This is a genomic window from Rickettsia endosymbiont of Orchestes rusci (genome assembly GCF_964030945.1).
Taxonomy (GTDB): Bacteria; Pseudomonadota; Alphaproteobacteria; order Rickettsiales; family Rickettsiaceae; genus Rickettsia.
The window spans coordinates 1-21,694 of sequence record NZ_CAXIQG010000005.1 but is presented as its reverse complement, the minus strand read 5'-3'; the positions used below and the strand labels follow the sequence as shown (position 1 = coordinate 21,694).

Genomic DNA, 21,694 nt, shown 5'->3' with positions numbered 1-21,694 from the left:
TGGTGCATGGCTCGAATTTTCGGTGTCATTCCCGTGAAAACGGAAATCCGGAAAATTATAGTCATCCTGAATTTATTTCAGGATCTAATACAAGCAGATGCTGAAACAAGTTCAACATGACAAAGAAAAGTCTAGATTCCCGCCTTTAGCTAGGAATGACATCGAAAATTCGAGCCATGCAACGACGCCTGTGCCTCCTTGCAATGACGGACTTTAGAGACCTTTATAGTTGGATTTTAATAAATATATATTGATTTATTTTTTAAAATATGATAGGAGTGTAGCTCAATTGGTAGAGCGCCGGTCTCCAAAACCGGAGGTTGCGGGTTCGATGCCTGTCGCTCCTGCCACCTTTAGGCAGAAGTAAAAAATTGATTTGTATAGCAAAAAGCATTAAGGTATAGACATTAAATTTCAGAGCGAGCTAAGCTACGCGTATACTAAATAACGTGAGCACAAGCGAGACTTGCAAAATTTAGTGTATATACAGCTAAATTCAGAAAGGTTTAGACAAGATGAATTTAATGGTGAGCTAAGCTACCGTACTAGAGTACGTGAGTACAGGCAAATCCGGAAAAATTCGCTTGTATCAAGCTTTATGAATGACGCTGTACCTTAATGGTTGAAGCTATAGTTTGGAATTAGCAATTTAGGATATGTTTAAAGAAAATAAAATCTATAAATTTTTTGAGCAAGTCAAACAAGAGACTTATAAAGTTGTTTGGCCCGCTAAAAAAGAACTAATTGCTTCAACATCGATAGTAGTGGTCGCGGTTTTTATTTTTAGCTTAATTTGTTTAGTACTAGATTACACTATACATAATATAATACAAATTTTACTTAACATTGGTAAATAGCCGGTAAATAGGGAAAATTGTGACAGAGCAAAGCATTAGTAATACATTAACTGATTCTCAAAAACATGAAATGCGTTGGTACGTTATTCATACATTATCGGGTTCTGAAAAACGCATAAGACAAATGATACTCGATAAGATACTTAAGCAAAAAATGTCTGAATTTTTTGAAGATATATTAGTACCGGTTTTCGGAGTGCCTGAGGTTAAGCGAGGCAAAAACGTTAAGACTGAAAAAAAATTTATGCCTAGCTACATCTTGATAAAGATGAATATGAGCGATAAATCTTGGCATTTAGTAAAAAATATACCGGGGGTAACCGGGTTTTTAGGAAGTAAAACTACTCCAAAAGCTCTTACTGAAAGCGAAATACAGAATATTTTTAGTAAGTTGGAATCAGAAGCTAAAGAAGCTAAGGATTTTAAATTATTTGAAATCGGCGAGTCGGTCATAGTTACAGAGGGACCATTTGAAACTTTCGCAGGTATGGTCGAAGAAGTTGATCAAGAAAAAAATAAGTTAAGGGTTTCAATATCAATTTTCGGTAAAGCAACTCCGATAGAATTAAATTTTACGCAAGTGAAAAAAAATAACTAAAATAAATTAGTACTATACAGTTTTGTAAAAGAAGAAATTGACGAGGTTAAAAATCGCCATTGCGAGGCGGCGTTGTTGTGTGGATCGGAATCGTTGCAAAAAACACCGTCATTGCGAAGCCACGAAGTGGCTGCGGCAATCAGGTTATCCCGAATGTAATGAGGGATTTAATTAGAATACTAAACAAGTTTAGTATAAAAATATGTTTATATTGGATTGCCGCGCCGGGACTACGTCCCTCCTCGCAATGACGATTCCGGTATCCACGCGAGCATTGCCTTCGGCGTTGTTGCATGGCTCGAATTTTTGATGTCATTCCCGTGAAAACGGGAATCCAGAAAAATACTTTTTAAGTCATCCTGAATTTATTTCAGTATCTACTAAAAGATGCTGAAACAAGTTCAGCATGACATAAATACGGCTAGATTCCTGCCTGCGCGGGAATGACATACGGCACTTTTTTAGAGCCGTGCAACAAAGCCCGGCCTTTAGCTAGGAATGACATGCTGTTGCTTGTATCGAGTCATGCAACAAAGTCGGCAGCGATAAGTAAAAACGTCTGGAATGATATAAAAAAAGTAATAAAACTCACAAATAACATACGTGAATAAAGTAAGGATTTATCAATGGCGAAAAAAATAAAAGGTTATATTAATTTAATTATTCCGGCAGCTAAGGCTGCTCCTGCCCCGCCTATCGGACCTGCGCTCGGTCAGCGGAAGGTAAATATTATGGAATTTTGTAAAGCTTTTAATGCCGCGACACAAAGTATTGCGCCTAACACGCCTTTACCGACCGTGATTACCGTTTATGAAGATAGTAGTTTTACTTTTAAAATTAAGACGCCGCCGGCATCTTATTATTTAAAGCAATATGCCAAAATTGAAAAAGGATCGAAAGCTACTAAAAAAGAAGTCGTGATCGGGAAAGTTACTATGGATGACTGTCGTGAGATTGCTAAACTTAAAATAGTTGATCTTAATACTAACGATATTAATGCAGCGGCGAAAATTATTCGCGGTACTGCTGAATCCATGGGATTGGAAGTTGTAGGGAATTAATCATATGTCAATAAATAAAAAAATTGTTACCGCTAAAGCTAGCGGCGGTAAAAAAATAAGAGAAGCAAGGCAAAAAGTAGATTCATCCGCTTTATATAATTTAACAAGCGGTGTTGAATTTTTAAAATCTGCATCATATGTAAAGTTTAACGAAACTTTAGAAATAGTAATGAAATTAGGTGTAGATCCTCGGCATTCCGATCAGATGGTACGAGGAGTTATTACTTTGCCTGCCGGTACCGGTAAGAGCGTGAAAGTTGCAGTTATTTGCAAAGAAGAAAGAATAGAAGAGGCGAAGAAAGCCGGAGCAGATATGGTCGGCTCGGTAGAGATTATTGAAGAAATTAAAGCCGGTAAAATTAATTTTGATGTCTGCATAGCAACGCCGGATATGATGTCTGTCATCGGTTCGGTTGCAAGAATTTTAGGACCTAAAGGTTTAATGCCTAATCCAAAGCTTGGTACCGTAACATTAGATATTACGACTGCCGTAAAAAATGCCAAAAGCGGACAAGTGGAATATAGAGCAGAGAAAGCCGGTATAATCCATGCAGGTGTCGGAAAATTATCTTTTCCGGAGCAAGATTTACGAAAAAATTTACAAGCTTTAATCACTGCGGTAATTAAAGCAAAGCCTGCCGGTGTTAAAGGAAATTATTTAAAGGCGGTATATTTGTCTTCTACTATGGGACCATCAGTAAAAATAGATTTAGCCAGTATATTGTAATACTATTCAAGGAGAATTAAAAAGTGTTAAGATCGGAAAAGCCAATAGTCGTAGAAGAGCTTGAAAAGGTTTATAAGGAATCAACTTCCGTAATTGTTGCTCATTATCATGGGTTAACGGTTAGTCAAATTAGTTCACTTAGAGAGTCTCTTAAAGTTAAAGGAGCCGGTTTTAAAGTTGTTAAAAATACTCTGGCTAAAATAGCTGCTAATAAATCGGGGCTAGACGGTGCCGTTAATTTATTTGCCGGTCCTACTGCTATTGCTTATTCTAAAGATCCGGTTGAAGTAGCAAAACTTGTTGTAGATTTTGCTAAATCTAATGACAATCTTAAAATAGTAGGCGGTATAGTTAATGACCAACTATTAAATGAACATTCAATAAGAGAGCTTTCTAAGTTACCGTCGCTAAACGAGCTTAGAGGTAAAATTATAGGGTTGTTACAAGCTCCTGCTACGAAAATAGTGGGTGTATTACAAGCGCCGGCATCAAGCTTGGCAAGAGTGATACAGGCGTATGTTAGTAAAAATTAATTAAGACATTAAAGTAAAAAGGAAAAAACTATGGCAAAATTAGCTAAAATTAAAGAAGAATTATCATCCCTGACATTAATACAAGCAGCTGAGCTTGTAAAAGCTCTTGAAGAAGAGTGGGGCGTATCTGCTGCCGCACCTGTGGCAATGGCTGCTGCTGCGCCGGTTGCTGCTGAAGCGGCTGCTGAAAAAACAGATTTTGATGTAATATTAGTAAGTAGCGGTGATAAAAAAATAGAAGTAATTAAAGTAGTAAGAGAAATTACCGGACTTGGCTTGATAGAAGCTAAAAATTTAGTAAGCGAAGCTCCTAAGCCGGTTAAACACGGCGTAAATAAAGAAGAAGCTGAAAAAATCAAAGCAAGCTTAGAAGCTGCAGGTGCAAAAGTTGAATTAAAGTAATTAAGATTTAGTTCTTAATTATAAATTAGTAGCCGTATTTTTTTAATATTAAATTTATAAAATTTTTTATTAAAAAAATCTTGGCTTACCTCAAATAGTTATTTTTATTTAAAATTATTAAATCTGTTATTGCCATTAAAAATGTTAGCTTTTCGCTATTATTTGAGCCTTTAATTTACAATCAAGGTTAAGTCCCCTTACCCTTGATTGTTTTATTTTAATCAGCTTTATGATAATTTGTCGCCCTATCCGCATTTAAGGGGCGTTGTTGCATGGCTCGAATTTTTGATGTCATTCCCGTGAAAACGGGAATCCGGAAAAGCATTTAAGCGAATTATATAGTAAATTTTTATATTTTATATAAGTTTGTTTATTTTAAGTATTTTTTCTAGATTCCCGCCTTTAGCTAGGAATGACATACTGCTGCTTTATCGAGCCATACAACAACGTCCATTTAAGGATAGCAAACTCTATAGCATAGCACTTAGATTATTTAACTTGCTAAAGTAAATAAAGTCACTTTTGTAAATTATTAAAATTTAGTAAATTATATATTTAAATATAAAATGCTGATTTTTCTAAAGAATAAAATAAATTATAAAAATAAATTTTTGTAATATTAATTAGTTAAAAGTAAAAAAATATATTGATAAAAATGCTGATATAATCGGCAACTCAATATTATTTTTATATAAAATTATGTTTCGTAATAGTTTAGTATAACCAATTTTTTAAAGTTAAATCTATAAGTTTCTGTAAATTTCTTTTGTATAGAAGAAGCTTATAGATATTTTATTTTTTAGGGTTATTACAGCGTCATTCAGAAAGCTTGATACAAGCGAATTTTCTGGATTCGCCTGTGCTCACGTATTATTAACGGCTAGCGCAGGCTCACCTTTAAATTCATCTTGTCTAAATCTTTCTGAATTTAGCTGTACACAATTAGAAAATATTATAGTTAATTTGGCTTTGTTGCATGGCTACCGGAATCGTCATTGCGAGCATTTGCGCGGAGCGCGGCAATCTAGAAAATAATAGTCATCCTGAATTTATTTCAGGATCTTTTGCAAGAGATGCTGAAACAAGTTCAGCATGACAAAGACTCGATTGCCACGAAGATAGCTAGCATATCCTCGCAATGACGGGGTAAGATCGAGCCATGCAACAACGCCGGTTAATTTAGAGAATACTAAATAGCTCATTTTTGTTATTAAAATAACGTTGGCAACAGTTTTATTAGGAGATTATATGGCTTCATTAAGGGATAATATCACAACTCAGCCCTTGTCGAATAGTAAACGAATAAGAAAGAATTTTGGACATATAAATCTAGTAGCGGATATACCGAATTTAATTGAAATTCAAAAAAATTCCTACGAGAAGAATTTTTTACAGCTTACGGTAAAAGATCCTGAAAGAAAAAATAAAGGATTGCAATCCATATTAAACTCTATCTTTCCCATTTCCGACCCTTCAAATATTGCTAATTTAGAATTTGTTAAATATGAATTTGATACCCCGAAATATGACGTAGAAGAATGTAGTCAAAGAAGTCTTAGCTATGCTGCTCCGCTTAAAGTAACTTTAAGATTAAGTATCTGGGATATTGATGAGGATACCGGCGCAAGGGAAATTAAGGGGATTAAAGAGCAAGAAGTCTATATGGGAGATATCCCGTTAATGACCAAAAACGGCACTTTTATTATTAACGGTACGGAGCGAGTAGTAGTTTCTCAAATGCATCGTTCCCCTGGGGTGTTTTTCTATCATGATGAGGGGAAAGTACATTCATCGGGAAAGCTTTTATATTCCGCTAGAGTTATTCCTTACAGAGGATCATGGCTTGATTTGGAATTTGATGCTAAAGATATCGTTTATTTTAGAATAGATAGAAAAAGAAAACTCTATGCTACTACTTTACTTAGAGCAATAGGGATGAATACTAGTGAAATTATAAAATTTTACTATCAGACGGTAACTTATCAAGCGAAAGATAAAGGTTGGGCGGTTGAGTTCATGCCGAAATCTATTACTGCTCATCGTTTAACAACTGATTTAATAAATGCCGATACGGGTGAAATAATACTTGAGGCAGGTCAAAAAGTTACTCCGCGTTTAGCTAAAAAATATTCAAGCGAAGGAATAAAGCATATTTTAGTAATGCATGAATCCCTAATCGGTAAATATCTATCGGAAGATTTGGTAGATCCGGCTAGCGGAGAAATATTGGCGAGTGTCGGTGAAATAATCACTGCCGATATGTTAAAGGTTATTGCCGAACTTAAAATTACGTCTATCGGCGTGTTAGTCATAAATCCTCAATCAGGTCCTTATATAAGGAATACTTTATTTGCCGATAAAAATCAAGATCGTGAATCGGCTTTATTTGATATAGTTAGAGTATTAAGACCGGGAGAGCCGGCAAATATTGAAGCGGCCGAAAGCTTGTTCCATAATTTATTTTTTGAGCCTGAAAGATACGATCTTTCCGAAGTCGGTCGGATAAAAATGAATTCCAGATTAGAGTTGACTATTCCTGAAGAAAATACAGTTCTTACCACTGATGATATTAAAAATATCTTAAGGGTTTTAGTAGAGCTGAAAGACGGTAAGGGAATTATCGACGATATCGATCATTTAGGTAATAGAAGGGTTAGGTCTGTCGGAGAATTGATTGAAAATCAATTTAGGATAGGGCTGGTTCGGATGGAGAAATCGGTAGTTGAGAGAATGTCGGCGGGTGATGTTGATACCGTAATGCCTCATGATTTAGTGAATTCTAAAATTTTAGTGTCCGTAGTAAAAGAATTTTTTAGTACCTCACAACTATCTCAATTTATGGATCAAACTAATCCATTATCGGAAATCACGCATAAAAGAAGATTGTCGGCACTTGGTCCCGGCGGTTTGAGTCGTGACAGAGCAGGCTTTGAAGTACGTGACGTACATCCTACTCATTACGGTCGTATCTGCCCGATTGAGACGCCGGAAGGTCAAAATATCGGTTTAATTAATTCAATGGCTACCTATGCTAGAATTAATAAACACGGCTTTATTGAAAGTCCTTATAGAAAAGTCGCTAACGGTAAGGTAACTAATGAAGTAGTTTACTTGTCTGCTATTGAAGAAGGAAAATATAAAATCGGGCAAGCTAATTCTAAAGTCGATAAAAACGGCGTATTACAGGATGAAGTTATTAATTGCCGGATTGAAGGCGGTAATTTTGCTTTGACGGAACCGAATGAAGTAGATTTTATTGATATCACTCCTATGCAAATCGTGTCTATTGCGGCCTCTCTCATTCCTTTTTTAGAAAATGACGATGCTAACCGAGCGTTAATGGGTTCAAACATGCAGCGGCAAGCAGTCCCTTTAATTAAATCGGATGCGCCTTTTGTCGGTACGGGGGTTGAAGGGGTAGTAGCAAAGGATTCGGGGGCGTCCGTATTAGCTCTGCATGACGGCATAGTTGAGCAAGTTGATTCAAATAGAATCGTAATTAGAACTACTCAGCAAAAAGCCGATGGATCACCTTCTGTTGATATCTATAATTTATTAAAATTTCAGAAATCTAACCATAATACTTGTATCAATCAAAAGCCTTTAGTTAAGGTCGGTTATCATGTTAAGAAAAACGATATTATAGCTGATGGACCAAGTACCGATAACGGTGAAATTGCTTTAGGTAGAAACGTGCTTGTTGCCTTTATTCCATGGAGCGGCTATAATTTTGAAGATTCAATTTTAATATCGGAACGTATAGTAAAAGAAGATGTTTTTACCTCTATTCATATTGAAGAATTTGAAGTAATCGCAAGAGATACCCGCCTTGGACCTGAAGAAATTACCCGTGATATACCTAATGTTAGTGAAGAAAACCTTCGCCATCTTGATGAAGTCGGCATAATTTATGTCGGTGCGGAAGTAAAAGCCGGTGATATTCTAGTCGGAAAAGTAACGCCGAAAAGTGAATCGCCGATTACGCCGGAAGAAAAATTATTAAGAGCAATTTTTGGAGAAAAAGCTTTTGACGTTAAAGATTCATCATTGCATGTACCTTCAGGGGTTAGCGGCACGGTAGTAGAAGTTAGAGTATTTTCTCGTAGAGGAGTTGAAAAGGATGAGCGTGCAATCGCTATCGAAAAACAACAAATAGAAAAACTTGCTAAAGATAGAGATGATGAGCTAGCAATTATTGAACATTTTGTTTTTGCCAGATTAGAAAAAATTCTAACAGGGCAAGTAATTGTTAACGGACCTAAATCAGTAAAAGCCGGTCAAGAGATTACTAAGAAAATGTTAGAAGATTTATCTAAAGGTCAATTCTGGCAGCTTATAGTTGAAGATTCAACAGTAATGAATGAAATTGAGCAAATAAAACATCATTACGATGAGAAAAAAGATATTCTTAATAAAAGATTTACCACTAAAGTTGAAAAAGTGCAAAGTGGTGATGATTTACCGCAAGGGGCTTTAAAAGTAGTAAAAGTATTTATTGCTACTAAACATAAATTACAACCCGGCGATAAAATGGCCGGAAGGCATGGTAATAAAGGGGTTATTTCTCGTATAATGCCGGAAGAAGATATGCCGTTTTTAGAAGATGGGACAGTAGTAGACATTGTGCTTAATCCTTTAGGGCTTCCTTCACGGATGAATATCGGGCAGATTTTAGAGACGCATCTCGGTTGGGCATCGGTCAATTTAGCTAAAAAAATATCCGGGTTAGTTACTCAATATAAAAATGAAGAAATTAGTATAAAGGAAGTTAAATCTTTTATATCCCATTTATACGGTGAAACTGCTAACCAAATACTAAAAATGTCAGATGAAGAAATTATTAATTTCTGTCGAGAAAATAGTAAAGGGGTATATTTTGCGACGCCGGTATTTGATGGAGCAAAAGTTGAAGACGTTAAGGAAATGCTAAAGCTTGCCGATCAAGATACTTCAGGTCAAGTAAAATTAATTGACGGTAGAACCGGCGAATATTTTGATCGCCGAGTTACGGTCGGGCAAAAATATTTACTAAAATTACATCACTTGGTCGATAACAAAATTCATGCTCGTTCTATCGGTCCTTATAGTTTAGTAACTCAACAACCTTTAGGCGGAAAATCACATTTCGGCGGGCAACGTTTTGGAGAAATGGAATGTTGGGCGCTGCAAGCTTACGGTGCTGCTTATACATTGCAGGAAATGTTAACCGTTAAGTCGGATGATGTAAACGGTAGGATCAAAATCTATGATTCTATAGTGCGCGGTGATAATAATTTTGAATCCGGTATCCCTGAATCTTTCAATGTAATGATAAAAGAATTTAGATCGTTATGCCTTAACGTAAAACTTGAGGATACAACTTCAAGTTAGGGATTGTAAATGGGTAGTGTTGCGTGGAACGATGAAACGTTCTCGATGTCATTCCCGTGAAAACGGGGCGTTGTTGCATGGAATGGTTAAAATCGCTTAAAATTGTCATACCGTGGCCCCTCCCACGGTATCCAGAAAAAATCTTAGTAAAAAGACTGGATACCGTGGTCAAGCCCACTAGTGTACGAACGTTGAAAAAAGGCTGTGTCATGCCGTGACTTGATCACGGCATCCAGGAAAATAAAGCCATATTAGACTTATTTTAGAATCTTTTTATGGTATTATAAGCTGGATTCCGTGGTCGTAGCCACGGAATGACAGAATTTTTACCTCTTTATTTAAACGTTCGTACAGTAGTGGGTCAAGCCACGGTATGACACCATACTTGTAATAACCATAATACGATAATTATGAGCCACCCAACAATGCCTTCTTGCAATGACGACCTTATACGAAATACGAGTAATATAAACCGTCTTATAAATTTTAAGGAAAAATATTTATGACTGGAGTGGTAAATTTTTACGGGCAATTGAGTAGTACTCAACAATTTGATCAAATAAGGATCAATATAGCCAGCCCCGATCAAGTACGTTCGTGGTCTTTCGGTGAGGTAACAAAGCCGGAAACTATTAACTACCGTACTTTTAAACCGGAAAAAGAAGGTTTATTTTGTGCTAGAATTTTCGGTCCGGTAAAAGATTATGAATGTCTTTGCGGTAAATATAAGCGTATGAAAAATCGCGGTATTACCTGTGAAAAATGCGGCGTTGAGGTTACTGTTTCTAGGGTAAGGCGTGAAAGAATGGGGCATATAGAACTTGCTGCGCCGGTTGCTCATATATGGTTTTTAAAATCATTACCGTCAAGAATTAGTACGCTTCTTGATATGACGATGAGAGATATAGAAAAGATATTATATTTTGAAAGTTATGTAGTTGTTGATCCCGGTCTGTCAGTCCTTCAAAAGGGCGAGCTTTTATCGGAAGAAGAATTGCAGAAAGCTAAAGATAAGTACGGAGAAGATAGTTTTACTGCATCTATAGGAGCTGAAGTTGTTCAGCAAATGCTTACCGAGCTAGATTTCCCCAAATTAAAAGAACAATTATATGAAGAATTATTAAATACTACTTCAGAGGTTAAAAAGAAAAAGTTAGTAAAGCGTTTAAAATTAGTCGAAGATTTTCTTGAATCGGAAAATAAGCCTGAATGGATGATTATGAACGTCCTACCGGTGATTCCACCGGAAATAAGACCGCTAGTTATGCTTGACGGCGGGCGATTTGCAACGTCTGATCTTAACGAACTTTACCGCAGAGTAATTAATAGAAATAATCGTTTAAAAAGGCTTATTGATTTAAGAGCACCCGACATAATAGTCAGAAATGAAAAAAGAATGCTTCAGGAATCGGTTGATGCATTATTTGATAACGGTCGTCGCGGAAAAGCAGTAAAAAATGCAAATAAGCGTCCTTTTAAATCATTAAGTGATATGTTAAAAGGTAAACAAGGACGTTTCCGTCAAAATCTTTTAGGCAAAAGGGTCGATTATTCCGGTCGTTCGGTTATTGTGGTAGGACCTGAGCTTAAACTGCATCAATGCGGTTTACCGAAAAAAATGGCGCTAGAATTATTTAAGCCGTTTATTTATTCTAAGCTTGAATTATATGGAATTGCTACCACCATCAAGGCGGCCAAAAAAATGGTTGAATCGGAAAAACCGGAAGTTTGGGATATATTAGAAGAGGTTATAAGGGAACATCCCGTATTGCTTAATAGAGCTCCTACATTGCACCGCCTAGGGATACAAGCATTTGAGCCGTTATTGATAGAAGGCAAGGCTATTCAGCTTCATCCGTTAGTTTGTGCCGCTTTTAATGCGGATTTTGACGGTGATCAGATGGCTGTACATATTCCTTTGTCGATTGAGGCGCAGCTTGAAGCTAGGGTATTTATGATGTCTACTAATAATATCTTAAGCCCTGCAAACGGCAGACCGATTATTGTTCCCGATAAAGATATAGTCCTTGGTCTTTACTATTTAACTCTTGCTTTTGATAATGAAGTCGGTGAAGGGATGATATTTGCCGATTTAGCGGAAATGGAACATGCATTATATGAGAAATTTATAACTATCCATACAAAAATAAAATTTCGCCGGAATCAATTAAATGCAGAAGGAGAAATGACCTCTACTATAGTTGATACTACTTTTGGGCGGTTAATGGTCGGTGAATTATTGCCGGCTAGTCCTAACATAGGATTTAAATTTATTAATAAACCGCTAACTAAAAAAGATATATCTGCGGTAATAGATTTGGTATATCGTCATTGCGGTCAAAAGGCTACGGTAATTTTTGCCGACCAATTAATGAAACTCGGCTTTAAATATGCTTGTTCTTCCGGTATTTCTTTCGGGATGGATGATATGGTCGTACCGAAATCTAAAGGTACTCATATAGAAGAAACGCGTACTGAGGTAAAAGAATTTGAACAACAATATTCTAACGGTTTAATTACCTACGGCGAGAAATATAATAAAGTAGTGGATTCTTGGTCAAGATGTACCGACAGAGTGGCAAATGACATGATGAAAGAAATTGCGACGCTCGCGGTTAATGATGATCCAAGTCATCAAAAAATAAATTCTATTTATATGATGGCTATTTCAGGTGCGAGGGGGTCTTTTGCACAGATTAAGCAGTTAGGCGGTATGCGCGGTTTGATGACTAAGTCAAACGGACAAATTATTCAAACGCCGATTATTTCCAATTTCCGTGAGGGACTGACTGAATTTGAGTGCTTTAACTCAGCCAACGGAATGCGTAAAGGGCAGATAGATACAGCTCTAAAAACAGCAAGTTCAGGGTATTTAACAAGAAAATTAGTTGACGTTGCGCAAGATTGTATCATTACGGAAAAAGATTGCGGAACAAATAAAGGTATTGAAGTAAAATCTATTATCGACGGCGGTGAAGTTATGGTAGCTCTTGCCGACCAAGTTTTAGGGCGTACCGTTGCTATTAATACCTATCATCCGGTTACTAATGATTTAATTCTTAGCAGGGGCGAGCTGATTAACGAAGCTAAATTAGAAGAAATTGAATCTGCGGGCTTAGATAGGCTCATGGTTAAATCCGTTTTAACGTGTGAAAGTGCTACCGGTCTATGTAGTACTTGCTACGGCAGGGATCTTGCTACCGGTTCGTTAGTAGCCGAAGGCGAGGCTATCGGAGTGATTGCCGCCCAATCTATCGGCGAACCCGGTACTCAGTTAACTATGAGAACTTTCCATATCGGAGGAGCGGCAACTAAGGGTGCGGAAGTATCTTCGGTAGAAGCTTCTTACGATGCAAAAGTTAAAATCTTAAGCCGTAACGTAGTTATTAATTCTGAAGGGCGCAAGATTGTTATGAGTCGTAACTGTGAATTATTGTTACTTGATACTAAAGGTAACGAGAAAGCTCGTCATAAAATACCGTACGGTGCTAGATTGCTGGTTGATGATACGGATATAGTTACTAAAACACAAAAATTGGCTGAGTGGGATCCTTATACCGTGCCGATTATTACCGAAAAATCCGGTAAAGTCTTGTTTAAGGACATGGTAGAGGGTATTTCAATTCGTGACGTAACCGACGAAGCAACGGGTATTGCCAGCAAAGTTATCATTGAATCAAAGCAATATTCACGCGGCGCAGAGTTACGCCCTCGTATTCAATTACTTGATAGCAAGGGAGAAGTCATTACGTTATCAAACGGCTTGGAAGCTAGATATTACTTACCGGTCGGGGCAATTTTAAGTGTGGAAGACGGAATGCAGATATCGGTAGGCGATATAGTAGCGCGTATTCCGAAAGAATCGACTATGACCAAAGATATTACCGGCGGGCTGCCTAGAGTTGCCGAACTAGTAGAGGCAAGACGTCCAAAAGATCATGCCGTGATTGCCGAGATAGACGGTAGAATTGAATTCGGTAAAGACTATAAGTCCAAGAGGCGTATAGTTATTCACCCAGGTGATAGCTCAACCCCTATTGAATATATGGTACCGAAAGGTAAGCACGTAGTAATAAATGAAGGTGATTTTGTTAAAAAAGGTGACTTATTAATTGACGGTAATCCGGTATTGCAAGATATCTTAAAAGTAATGGGTGTAGAAATACTTGCTAATTACATAGTAAAAGAAATTCAAGCGGTATACCGCCTGCAAGGTGTAAAAATTGACGATAAACATATAGAAGTAATAATTCGTCAAATGTTACAAAAAGTGGAAGTTACCGATTCCGGCGGAACTACCTTATTAATAGGTGAAAAAATAGACCGTCGTGAATTCACCGAAATAAATGAGAAAGCTATTAAAAACAATCTAAAACCGGCTGAAGCTCAAGCAATATTGCAAGGTATTACTAAAGCTTCGCTGCAAACTAGATCATTTATTTCTGCCGCTTCGTTCCAAGAAACTACAAGAGTTTTAACCGAAGCAGCTATTGCCGGGAAAGTGGATAAATTGCTTGGATTAAAAGAAAATGTTATTGTCGGACGTTTAGTACCGGCAGGAACAGGTTTCTATATGAATAAAATGCGTAAGCTTGCGGCAAAACTTGATCAAGAAAACGCTTAAAATTTGTTATACCGAGGCATTGTAAGGTGCCGGTGTTGTTGCGTGGCTCATAATTTACCGCATTATAGTTATTACAAGTATGGTGTCATACCGTGACTTGACCAGCATTATTGCAGGGTTCGATAAAAGCAGCAGTATGTCATTCCCGCGAAGAGGCGTTGTTGCGTGGTTACCATAATCGTCATTGCGAGCGACTGCAAGGAGCGCGGCAATCTAGAAAATAATAGTCATCCTGAATTTATTTCAGGATCTTTTGCAAGAGATGCCGAAACAAGTTCAGCATGACAAAGAAAAATCTGGATTCCCGCCTTTAGCCATAACTGTCCGAAGTTGAAAAATAAATAGAGAAACTGTTTGAGTTTTTCACTCTATTATATATCAAAATAGTAGTATTTTTAGCATTAACGGCAAAAAAAGTACTATTTAATAATCTTAATTTTTCAACTTCGGACAGTTATGGCCTTTAGCTAGAATGACATCAAAAATTTGAGCCATGCAACAATGCCGGTTTGACCCACTACTGTACGAACGTTTAAATAAAGAGGTAAAAATTCTGTCATTCCGTGGCTACGACCACGGAATCCAGCTTATAATATCATAAAAAGATTCTAAAATAAGTCTAATATGGCTTTATTTTCCTGGATGCCGTGATCAAGTCACGGCATGACACAGCCTTTTTTCAACGTTCGTACAGTAGTGGGTTTGACCACGGTATGACAAGTTTTAAGCGATTTAACCATCCACGCAACAACGCCTCCAGTCGTTCGCAATGACGGGTTTCGCTAGGTACAGCTAAATTCAGAAAGTTTCAGACAAGATGAATTTGAGGAAGAGCTAAGCTACCGTACTAAAGTACGTGAGCACAGGCGAATGCCGAAAAATTCGCTTGTATCAAGCGATCGCGATGACGCTGTATATAGACCTTAATAAGCGAAGCTATATTTACGCATAGCTGATTCTTCTCTAAAGCTAGTGAGTATCTTTAGCCACTCATAAATAGGTTGCATAATACGATATTGTTCAAGACAAAATTTTAGGGCATTCGGGGTAGTAATGTTATCTAGGGAGGAGTAATAACTCCATATAGCAAGCTTTTTACGACGCAATAAATTTTCTCTAGGATGATCTTTATCGTAACCGCTTGGTATATTTTTTAAGTCCGGCGGATCAAGTTTGAAATTCTTCTTGATATAGCTGTTGAGAAGAGTTTCAAGCTTTGCCCCTCTTTGATTATCAATTATCGCTTCGCGGTAAGCAATTAACCCATTTTTAGAAAACTCACGTAGACCGCAAGCGAGAATAAGCTTGTCCGGTTGTAGTGAGAAATAAAACATAGGGTAATCACTACATTGAGCTTGCTTAGTATTTAGGCGGGTGAATCCTATTCTTAAAGACGGGTCGTAAGGAGTGTTATTTTTACTGAAGCGTACATCACGATAAATACGAAAAATCTTGCCTTGCATAGGTTCTTCGGCAATTTCCTGAAGATTTTGAGTCATTTGTTCAACAAATATATTAGCTGCCGGCTCTAATAAATCCTTAAATATATGTTTATTTTCTTTAAACCATAGACGGTTATTATTAGCTTGTAATTGTTGAAGAAAATTAATTACTTCTAACGAAAATCCCGGAAAGACTAATTTTGTATTCATAACTATACTTTTACAACTTCCAAAAACTTAAATACTCTTCTGCATCATTTGAGTATACTATAAAAAGGAAAGTTTTTGACTAAATTTTTTACTTGTGCGTGAATTTTTCTCTCGCATTCGCTATTATCTTGATGGTCCTTAAGGCTATCTAATATATCGGCGATCATTTGTCCGACTAATATAAATTCTTGTTCCTTAAATCCTCTAGTTGTGCAAGCGGGGCTGCCGAGCCTAATTCCTGAGGTAATAAAGGGCGAGGTTTCATCAAACGGGATGCTGTTTTTATTGCAGGTAATGCCTGCTCTATCTAAAGAGTTGGCGGCTATTTTGCCGGTGATACCGTCTTTGCGTAAATCTATTAACACGATATGGTTATCGGTACCCTTGGTTAAAATATCATATCCTCTTTCTTGCACGCTTTGCGCTAGAGCTTTAGCATTACTTAAAACCTGCTTTATGTAGTTTTTATATTCAGGCTGTAAGGCTTCCTTGAAGGCTACGGCTTTGGCAGCTATAATATGCATTAACGGCCCGCCTTGTATTCCGGGAAATAAAGCAAGATTGATTTTTTTCCCAAGCTCTTCGTCGTTCGATAAAATTAAGCCACCTCTTGGACCTCGCAAAGTTTTATGGGTAGTGGAAGTTACAATATGTGCAAAGGGCAAAGGGCTTGCATGCTCACCAACAGCCACAAGTCCTGCGATATGAGCAATATCTGCCATAAGATATGCACCTATTTTGTCGGCAATTTCTCGGAACTTGGCAAAATCTAAGTTTCTTGGATAAGCGGAATAACCGGCAATAATTAGCTTTGGTTTATGTAATATTGCTAGTTTTTCTATTTCATCATAATCGATTAAATAGCTGTCTTTATCAACGCTGTAAAAAACCGCGTTAAACCATTTACCGGACATGTTTGGAGCTGCTCCATGCGTCAGATGCCCGCCGCTATCTAGAGACATACCAAGGATAGTATCGCCCGGCTGTAATAACGTCAAAAAAACTGCTTGATTAGCCTGCGAGCCTGAATGAGGCTGAACATTGGCATATTGACAATTAAATAATTTTTTTGCTCGCTCTATGGCGAGTAGCTCTGCCTTATCTACCTCCTCGCAACCGTTATAAAAACGCTTCCCAGGATAACCTTCAGCGTATTTATTAGTAAGTACCGAGCCTTGAGCCTCTAGCACGGCACGGCTAGTAAAATTTTCCGAGGCAATAAGTTCAACCACGTCTCTTTGTCGATGCTTTTCACTATTAATTATTTCGTAAATTTCTCTATCAGTATCTGCTAATTTATTGCCAAAAATATCCATTCATTTATCCTATTGTTTTTAGTGTTGTTACATAGCTTGATTAACACCGCGTCATTGCGAGCGACTAAAGGCGTTATTGCATAGCTTGAATTTTCGATGTCATTCCCGCTGCCCCTTATGTCATTCCCGCGCGGGCGGGAATCCAGAAAAATTAAACTAAAGATGTAACGATAACTTACAATTATATAGAAAAAAGCCTTATAAGTTAAGGTTTTTTAGCCCGGATTCCGCACCTAAAGCAGGAATGACATACTGCTACTTATGTCAAGCCACGCAACAATCCTCGCTCGCAATGACGAGTTTATAGATTTTTCCAATCCAGGCAACAACGCTATTGTTTTTTAATAAAATTAATTGCGAATTCTAGCCCTTTTGCGTCAATAGAGTGGGCAAGCCTGGGAATTTTATGGCTTTCATAAGGTATTTGATATTTGGATAAATATTTTGCGGCATTATCCATTTCGCTAATGCTAACTACCTCGTCAAGCTCTCCATGAATTAAGCAAATAGGAGTCGATTTATTAATGCATTCAGTCGGTGCAACTAGTAATCCTGAAAAACCTATACTACATAAAAACGGCTCTTGGCTAGCAAGCGTTAAATATAGCCCGATCATCGTGCCTTGAGAAAAACCGATAATAATAGTATCTTTATTAGTCAAGTTTAACTCGGCTTGTTTTTGCTTAATTATCTCTGCAAGAAGCGCAACATTATTTTCCAGTAATTTTTGCATTTTATGAGGAGTGCGATCTTGCAAACTAAACCATTGCCGCCCGTAAGGTGCCATATCGTAAGGCTCAACCCCATGCGGAGAAATAAAATAACAATCCGGTAAATCATCTTTGATATACGGCACCAGCCCTATCAAATCGTGACCGTCGGAACCGACGCCGTGCAATAATACCGCTAGTCTTTTCGGCGGTAGCTCTTTACTGTTAATTTCGGGATATATTAAATTTTTATTCATTGGTTTTAATTTTTTATAGTTATTATAAATACAATATCATACCGTGGTCAAGCCCACTACTGTACGAACGTTTAAATAAAGAGGTAAAAATTCTGTCATTCCGTGGCTACGACCACTTCAGTCCAGCTTATAATATCATAAAAAGATTCTAAAATAAGTCTAATATGGCTTTATTTTCCTGGATGCCGTGATCAAGTCACGGCATGACACAGCCTTTTTTCAACGTTCGTACAGTAGTGGGTCAAGCCGGTGTTGTTGCGTGGATACCTAAAACGTCATTGCGAGAAGCTACAAGCGTTGTTGCGTGGATGGTTAAAAACGCTCTCGGTGTCATTCTAGCTAAAGGCGGGAATCCGGAGAAATATTCAAAAGTCATCCTGAATTTATTTCAGGATCTACTACAAGAGATGCTGAAACAAGTTCAGCATGACAAAGAAAAGCCTGGATTCCCGTTTTCACGGGAATGACATCGGGGATGTTTGCTCAAAATGCATTCTACTAATACAGGTGCGAGAAAATATCTCTTAAACTCTCACTAACAACGCTGCAAGTTCGCCGCTTTGATACATTTCTTTGGCTATATCGCAACCGCCGATAAATTCCCCTTTAATATATAGTTGTGGAAAGGTCGGCCAATCGCTAAAAATTTTTAGAGCTTCCCGAAGTTCCGGATCGCTAAGCACGTTAATATCGCGAAATTCTACATCTAGTTTTTCTAAAATAGCAACCACACTACCGGAAAACCCACACATAGGCGACTCTTTAGTGCCTTTCATAAATAGCACAACATTATTATTGTCTATTTCATTTTTTATAAATTCAAAATTCTTATTGGCAAAATTTTTGTTTTCAGTCATCTTAAAACCTAGTAAACTTTAATTAGACCTCTTGCATAACGTAGCTAATAAAGAGGAATTTGAAGGAAACACGAAGCGCAGAACCGCAACGTACACGCAAGTAACGTGAGGATTCGAGCATCGAATTGACGTACAAATTACCTTTAGAAGCAAGTTATGCAAGAGGTTTATTCTTGAAAGTCAAATTTTACCATTTTAATAGCGTATTATGCAAGCACAAATAAAAGATAAATTATGGGTTGATAAAATTTTTAAAATTTTAAGCGATAATAATGAAAATCCTAAAACGGAATTAGAATATAAGAATGATTTTACTTTATTGGTAGCGGTAATATTATCGGCGCAGGCTACTGATATATCGGTAAATTTAGCGACGAAATCCTTATTCGAGGTTTACGACACGCCGGAGAAAGTCTTACGGCTCGGCGAAGAAGGGCTAAAAAATTATATCAAATCTATCGGGTTATTTAACGCTAAAGCAAAAAATATAATTTCTTTGTGTAGCCTACTAATAAATAATTATCACAGCCGCGTACCGCACGGCTTTGAAGAATTAATTAAATTGCCGGGAGTAGGCAGAAAAACAGCAAATGTTATATTAAATTGTTTATTTCAGCAGCCAACCATAGCCGTTGATACTCATGTATTTAGAGTAGCAAAAAGGCTAGGGCTTGCCAAAGGTAATAGTCCCGGAAAAGTGGAAGCCGAATTATTGCAAATTATCGGTAAGAAATGGCTGGCACATGCCCATCACTGGTTGGTATTACACGGGCGATATATTTGTAAAGCCAGAAAACCGGAATGTGCTATTTGTCCGATTAGGGAATATTGTGAGTATTATAGTATGATGTCATTGCGAGGAGGTGCTTAAGCCTAGACGCGGCAATCTAATACTCGTCATGCTAAACTTGTTTCAGCATGACAAAGAAAAACCTGGATTCCTGCCTTCGCAGGAATGACATACATCCAATAATACTATTTTCTATTAAACAGCTTTAGCTTTAGGGTTCTTACTAGCATGCACAAACCTTTCTTTAATCCTGGCTGATTTACCGCTTCTTTGTCTTAAATAATAAAGCTTAGCACGACGAACCACGCCGTATTTTACTACGTCAATAGAGTGTACTATCGGCGAGTAGGTCATAAAGCGCCTTTCTACGCCTTCGCCATGGCTAATTTTACGCACTAGAAAAGAAGAAGTAACTCCTCTATTTCTTTTAGCGATTACTACGCCCTCGTAAGCTTGAAATCTTTCAATTATTTTTTCCTTACCGTCTTTCTCTATTGATCTATCAATTAGTTTGACGGTAACTTTAACGGTATCACCGGCGTTAAAAGCAGGAATTTTTTTATTTGCGATAAGCCGGGAAATATGTTCCTGTTCAAACTGGTCAATAATATTCATTTATTTAACTCCTAGTAAAAAATTATGTGGATCAAAAACGTTGCAAAAAATACCGTCATTGCGAGGAGGGACGTAGTCCCGACGTGGCAATCCAGTTATACTAAACTTGTTTAATATTCTAATTAATCCCTCATTACATTCGGGATAGCCTAGATTGCCACGTCGGGACTACGTCCCTCCTCGCCATGACAGCTTACGTTTTTGCTCCTTAAGTTGACACCCATACGTTTTCGCGGGAATGACATCAAAAATTACTATATTTTGAGTATTTTTAAAAACGCATCGGTGTCATGCCGTGGCTTGACCCACTACTGTACGAACGTTTAAATAAAGAGGTAAAAATTCTGTCATTCCGTGGCTACGACCACGGAATCCAGCTTATAATATCATAAAAAGATTCTAAAATAAGTCTAATATGGCTTTATTTTCCTGGATGCCGTGATCAAGTCACGGCATGACACAGCCTTTTTTCAACGTTCGTACAGTAGTGGGCTTGACCACGGCATCCAGTTAGGCTTTTTAATTTTTTCTGGACCCCGTGGTCAAGCCACGGGGTGACAGTTTTAGACATGATTTTTATGTTCGATTGGGGAACCGGGTCAATGAGTTTTGCACTAAGTGCAGATTTTTCGGCACGAGGTCTTTGAGCTCGTGCTTGTATAGTGCAATTTTGGTGCATTAGCAAAATTGAAAAAAATCATGAAAATGGTGGATATAAACGTCGCGTGAGGTGATTCTGTGAGTGGACAACAGATTGCGAGTTAGAGTTATTATGTTGGAATCTAGTAGTGCCGAAAAAAGAAAATACTGGCGTTGACGAGTTATGGAAAACATGTACCTACTCCAGACGGAATTAATTTCATTTAAGATCTGGTGCATATACCTAATTTCTCAAAAAAGTTGTTCCTAGTACCTATCTATGATCTATATAATACAAAACTATTGATTGGTCTCAAGATTTTGTCATTTGGCAATGAGAAATGGACTTCTAATTAGTTTAGTTCAGAGTCACTTCAGCCGCTACGCAAAGACAACATAATATTAGATTTTCAAGAAGTTCAATGATTCCATAATTTCAATTCAAACAGAATTTTACCGTGCAATATTATAGCACTAAATGAAAAATGTATGTTCGATTGGGATTGCCCTAGAGCAAATTTTCATCATAACTGGTTTTGCCCGAGGTCAAACCCAGTGCAACCCTTATTTTCCCAATCGAAAACACTATAAATCATCACTGAAAAATGTCACTGGCTCTCCTAATATTATTGGACTAGAGATTCATATTCCAAATATTCAGTTCAATAAAAAAATTGCATTTTTTT

At 37.4% G+C, this 21,694-nt stretch carries 23 protein-coding genes, 1 tRNA gene and 2 pseudogenes; 21 read left to right on the top strand and 5 right to left on the bottom strand.

The features are described 5' to 3' along the window. Positions 1-274: 274 nt before the first annotated feature. The 16 genes and pseudogenes from AAHM91_RS10670 to AAHM91_RS10595 all read left to right on the top strand — a co-directional run. Positions 275-350: transfer RNA gene (locus AAHM91_RS10670), tRNA-Trp, on the top strand. 128 nt (positions 351-478) lie between these two features. Then, positions 479-619, top strand: a complete 141-nt coding sequence (locus AAHM91_RS10665) for a palindromic element RPE3 domain-containing protein (RefSeq protein WP_253308419.1) — start codon at positions 479-481, stop codon at positions 617-619. 37 nt (positions 620-656) lie between these two features. Beyond that, positions 657-857 (top strand): preprotein translocase subunit SecE, encoded by a 201-nt coding sequence (gene secE, locus AAHM91_RS10660; RefSeq protein WP_253308420.1) that lies wholly within the window; start codon positions 657-659, stop codon positions 855-857. A 19-nt stretch (positions 858-876) separates the two neighbouring features. Further along, on the top strand, positions 877-1,455 hold the full coding sequence (gene nusG, locus AAHM91_RS10655) for a transcription termination/antitermination protein NusG (RefSeq protein ID WP_342270790.1): 579 nt from the start codon (positions 877-879) through the stop codon (positions 1,453-1,455). A 443-nt stretch (positions 1,456-1,898) separates the two neighbouring features. Further along, positions 1,899-2,066, top strand: coding sequence for a hypothetical protein (locus tag AAHM91_RS10650; RefSeq protein WP_341793169.1), 168 nt, complete (start codon positions 1,899-1,901; stop codon positions 2,064-2,066). Between the two features lie 15 nt (positions 2,067-2,081). Beyond that, the gene (gene rplK / locus AAHM91_RS10645; RefSeq protein ID WP_253308422.1) at positions 2,082-2,516 is read left to right on the top strand and encodes a 50S ribosomal protein L11; all 435 of its coding nucleotides are present in this window, start codon (positions 2,082-2,084) and stop codon (positions 2,514-2,516) included. A 4-nt stretch (positions 2,517-2,520) separates the two neighbouring features. Next, a complete protein-coding gene (gene rplA, locus AAHM91_RS10640) occupies positions 2,521-3,243 on the top strand; it encodes a 50S ribosomal protein L1 (RefSeq protein ID WP_342270789.1) in 723 nt (240 codons plus the stop codon). 23 nt (positions 3,244-3,266) lie between these two features. After that, positions 3,267-3,776 (top strand): 50S ribosomal protein L10, encoded by a 510-nt coding sequence (rplJ, locus tag AAHM91_RS10635; RefSeq protein ID WP_341793167.1) that lies wholly within the window; start codon positions 3,267-3,269, stop codon positions 3,774-3,776. A gap of 30 nt (positions 3,777-3,806) precedes the next feature. Beyond that, a complete protein-coding gene (rplL, locus tag AAHM91_RS10630) occupies positions 3,807-4,178 on the top strand; it encodes a 50S ribosomal protein L7/L12 (RefSeq protein WP_253308425.1) in 372 nt (123 codons plus the stop codon). A gap of 366 nt (positions 4,179-4,544) precedes the next feature. Then, positions 4,545-4,688, top strand: a complete 144-nt coding sequence (locus AAHM91_RS10625; protein WP_341793166.1) for a hypothetical protein — start codon at positions 4,545-4,547, stop codon at positions 4,686-4,688. 738 nt (positions 4,689-5,426) lie between these two features. Continuing rightward, positions 5,427-9,548, top strand: coding sequence for a DNA-directed RNA polymerase subunit beta (gene rpoB, locus AAHM91_RS10620; RefSeq protein WP_342270788.1), 4,122 nt, complete (start codon positions 5,427-5,429; stop codon positions 9,546-9,548). Then, positions 9,526-9,648 (top strand): hypothetical protein, encoded by a 123-nt coding sequence (locus AAHM91_RS10615; RefSeq protein ID WP_342270787.1) that lies wholly within the window; start codon positions 9,526-9,528, stop codon positions 9,646-9,648. Before rpoB ends, AAHM91_RS10615 begins: the two co-directional genes overlap by 23 nt. Beyond that, entirely contained in the window at positions 9,626-9,766 is a 141-nt protein-coding gene (locus tag AAHM91_RS10610) for a hypothetical protein (RefSeq protein ID WP_342270786.1), read from the top strand. Before AAHM91_RS10615 ends, AAHM91_RS10610 begins: the two co-directional genes overlap by 23 nt. Positions 9,767-10,050: 284 nt before the next feature. After that, positions 10,051-14,172, top strand: a complete 4,122-nt coding sequence (gene rpoC / locus AAHM91_RS10605) for a DNA-directed RNA polymerase subunit beta' (RefSeq protein ID WP_342270785.1) — start codon at positions 10,051-10,053, stop codon at positions 14,170-14,172. A gap of 647 nt (positions 14,173-14,819) precedes the next feature. Continuing rightward, entirely contained in the window at positions 14,820-14,945 is a 126-nt protein-coding gene (locus tag AAHM91_RS10600) for a hypothetical protein (protein WP_341793161.1), read from the top strand. Between the two features lie 13 nt (positions 14,946-14,958). Beyond that, positions 14,959-15,087, top strand: a pseudogene (locus AAHM91_RS10595) (palindromic element RPE3 domain-containing protein); the annotation flags it as partial. Positions 15,088-15,095: 8 nt separating this feature from the next. Here AAHM91_RS10595 and AAHM91_RS10590 read toward each other — a convergent pair. The 3 genes from AAHM91_RS10590 to AAHM91_RS10580 all read right to left on the bottom strand — a co-directional run bounded on the left by AAHM91_RS10590 (position 15,096) and on the right by AAHM91_RS10580 (position 18,107). Beyond that, positions 15,096-15,824, bottom strand: a complete 729-nt coding sequence (locus AAHM91_RS10590) for a DUF2461 domain-containing protein (protein WP_342270784.1) — start codon at positions 15,822-15,824, stop codon at positions 15,096-15,098. Positions 15,825-15,868: 44 nt separating this feature from the next. Continuing rightward, positions 15,869-17,140 carry a serine hydroxymethyltransferase gene (gene glyA, locus AAHM91_RS10585; protein WP_342270783.1) on the bottom strand — a complete coding sequence of 424 codons (1,272 nt, stop codon included), beginning with the start codon at positions 17,138-17,140 and terminating at the stop codon, positions 15,869-15,871. Positions 17,141-17,471: 331 nt separating this feature from the next. Next, positions 17,472-18,107, bottom strand: a complete 636-nt coding sequence (locus AAHM91_RS10580; protein WP_341793158.1) for a dienelactone hydrolase family protein — start codon at positions 18,105-18,107, stop codon at positions 17,472-17,474. On the opposite strand from AAHM91_RS10580, the gene AAHM91_RS10575 reads away from it, so the two are divergent. Both AAHM91_RS10575 and AAHM91_RS10570 read left to right on the top strand, forming a co-directional pair. Next, the gene (locus AAHM91_RS10575; RefSeq protein ID WP_341793157.1) at positions 18,107-18,259 is read left to right on the top strand and encodes a hypothetical protein; all 153 of its coding nucleotides are present in this window, start codon (positions 18,107-18,109) and stop codon (positions 18,257-18,259) included. The two genes, AAHM91_RS10580 and AAHM91_RS10575, sit on opposite strands and share 1 nt — an antisense overlap. Positions 18,260-18,310: 51 nt before the next feature. Further along, positions 18,311-18,574 (top strand): hypothetical protein, encoded by a 264-nt coding sequence (locus AAHM91_RS10570; RefSeq protein ID WP_342270782.1) that lies wholly within the window; start codon positions 18,311-18,313, stop codon positions 18,572-18,574. Between the two features lie 57 nt (positions 18,575-18,631). Here the strand turns inward: AAHM91_RS10570 and grxD are convergent, their stop codons facing one another. Continuing rightward, complete coding sequence (gene grxD / locus AAHM91_RS10565; protein WP_253308431.1) at positions 18,632-18,964, bottom strand: Grx4 family monothiol glutaredoxin; 333 nt, start codon at positions 18,962-18,964, stop codon at positions 18,632-18,634. 22 nt (positions 18,965-18,986) lie between these two features. On the opposite strand from grxD, the pseudogene AAHM91_RS10560 reads away from it, so the two are divergent. Both AAHM91_RS10560 and nth read left to right on the top strand, forming a co-directional pair. Continuing rightward, a pseudogene (locus AAHM91_RS10560) lies at positions 18,987-19,140 on the top strand (palindromic element RPE1 domain-containing protein); the annotation flags it as partial. A gap of 32 nt (positions 19,141-19,172) precedes the next feature. Further along, positions 19,173-19,835: an endonuclease III gene (gene nth, locus AAHM91_RS10555; RefSeq protein ID WP_342270781.1), complete on the top strand. Its 663-nt coding sequence runs from the start codon at positions 19,173-19,175 to the stop codon at positions 19,833-19,835. Positions 19,836-19,949: 114 nt separating this feature from the next. Here nth and rplS read toward each other — a convergent pair whose 3' ends face one another. Next, positions 19,950-20,369: a 50S ribosomal protein L19 gene (gene rplS, locus AAHM91_RS10550; RefSeq protein ID WP_341793154.1), complete on the bottom strand. Its 420-nt coding sequence runs from the start codon at positions 20,367-20,369 to the stop codon at positions 19,950-19,952. A 1,117-nt stretch (positions 20,370-21,486) separates the two neighbouring features. Here rplS and AAHM91_RS10545 point away from each other — a divergent pair. Next, on the top strand, positions 21,487-21,694 hold a 208-nt coding region (locus AAHM91_RS10545; RefSeq protein ID WP_342270780.1), incomplete at its 3' end, for a hypothetical protein.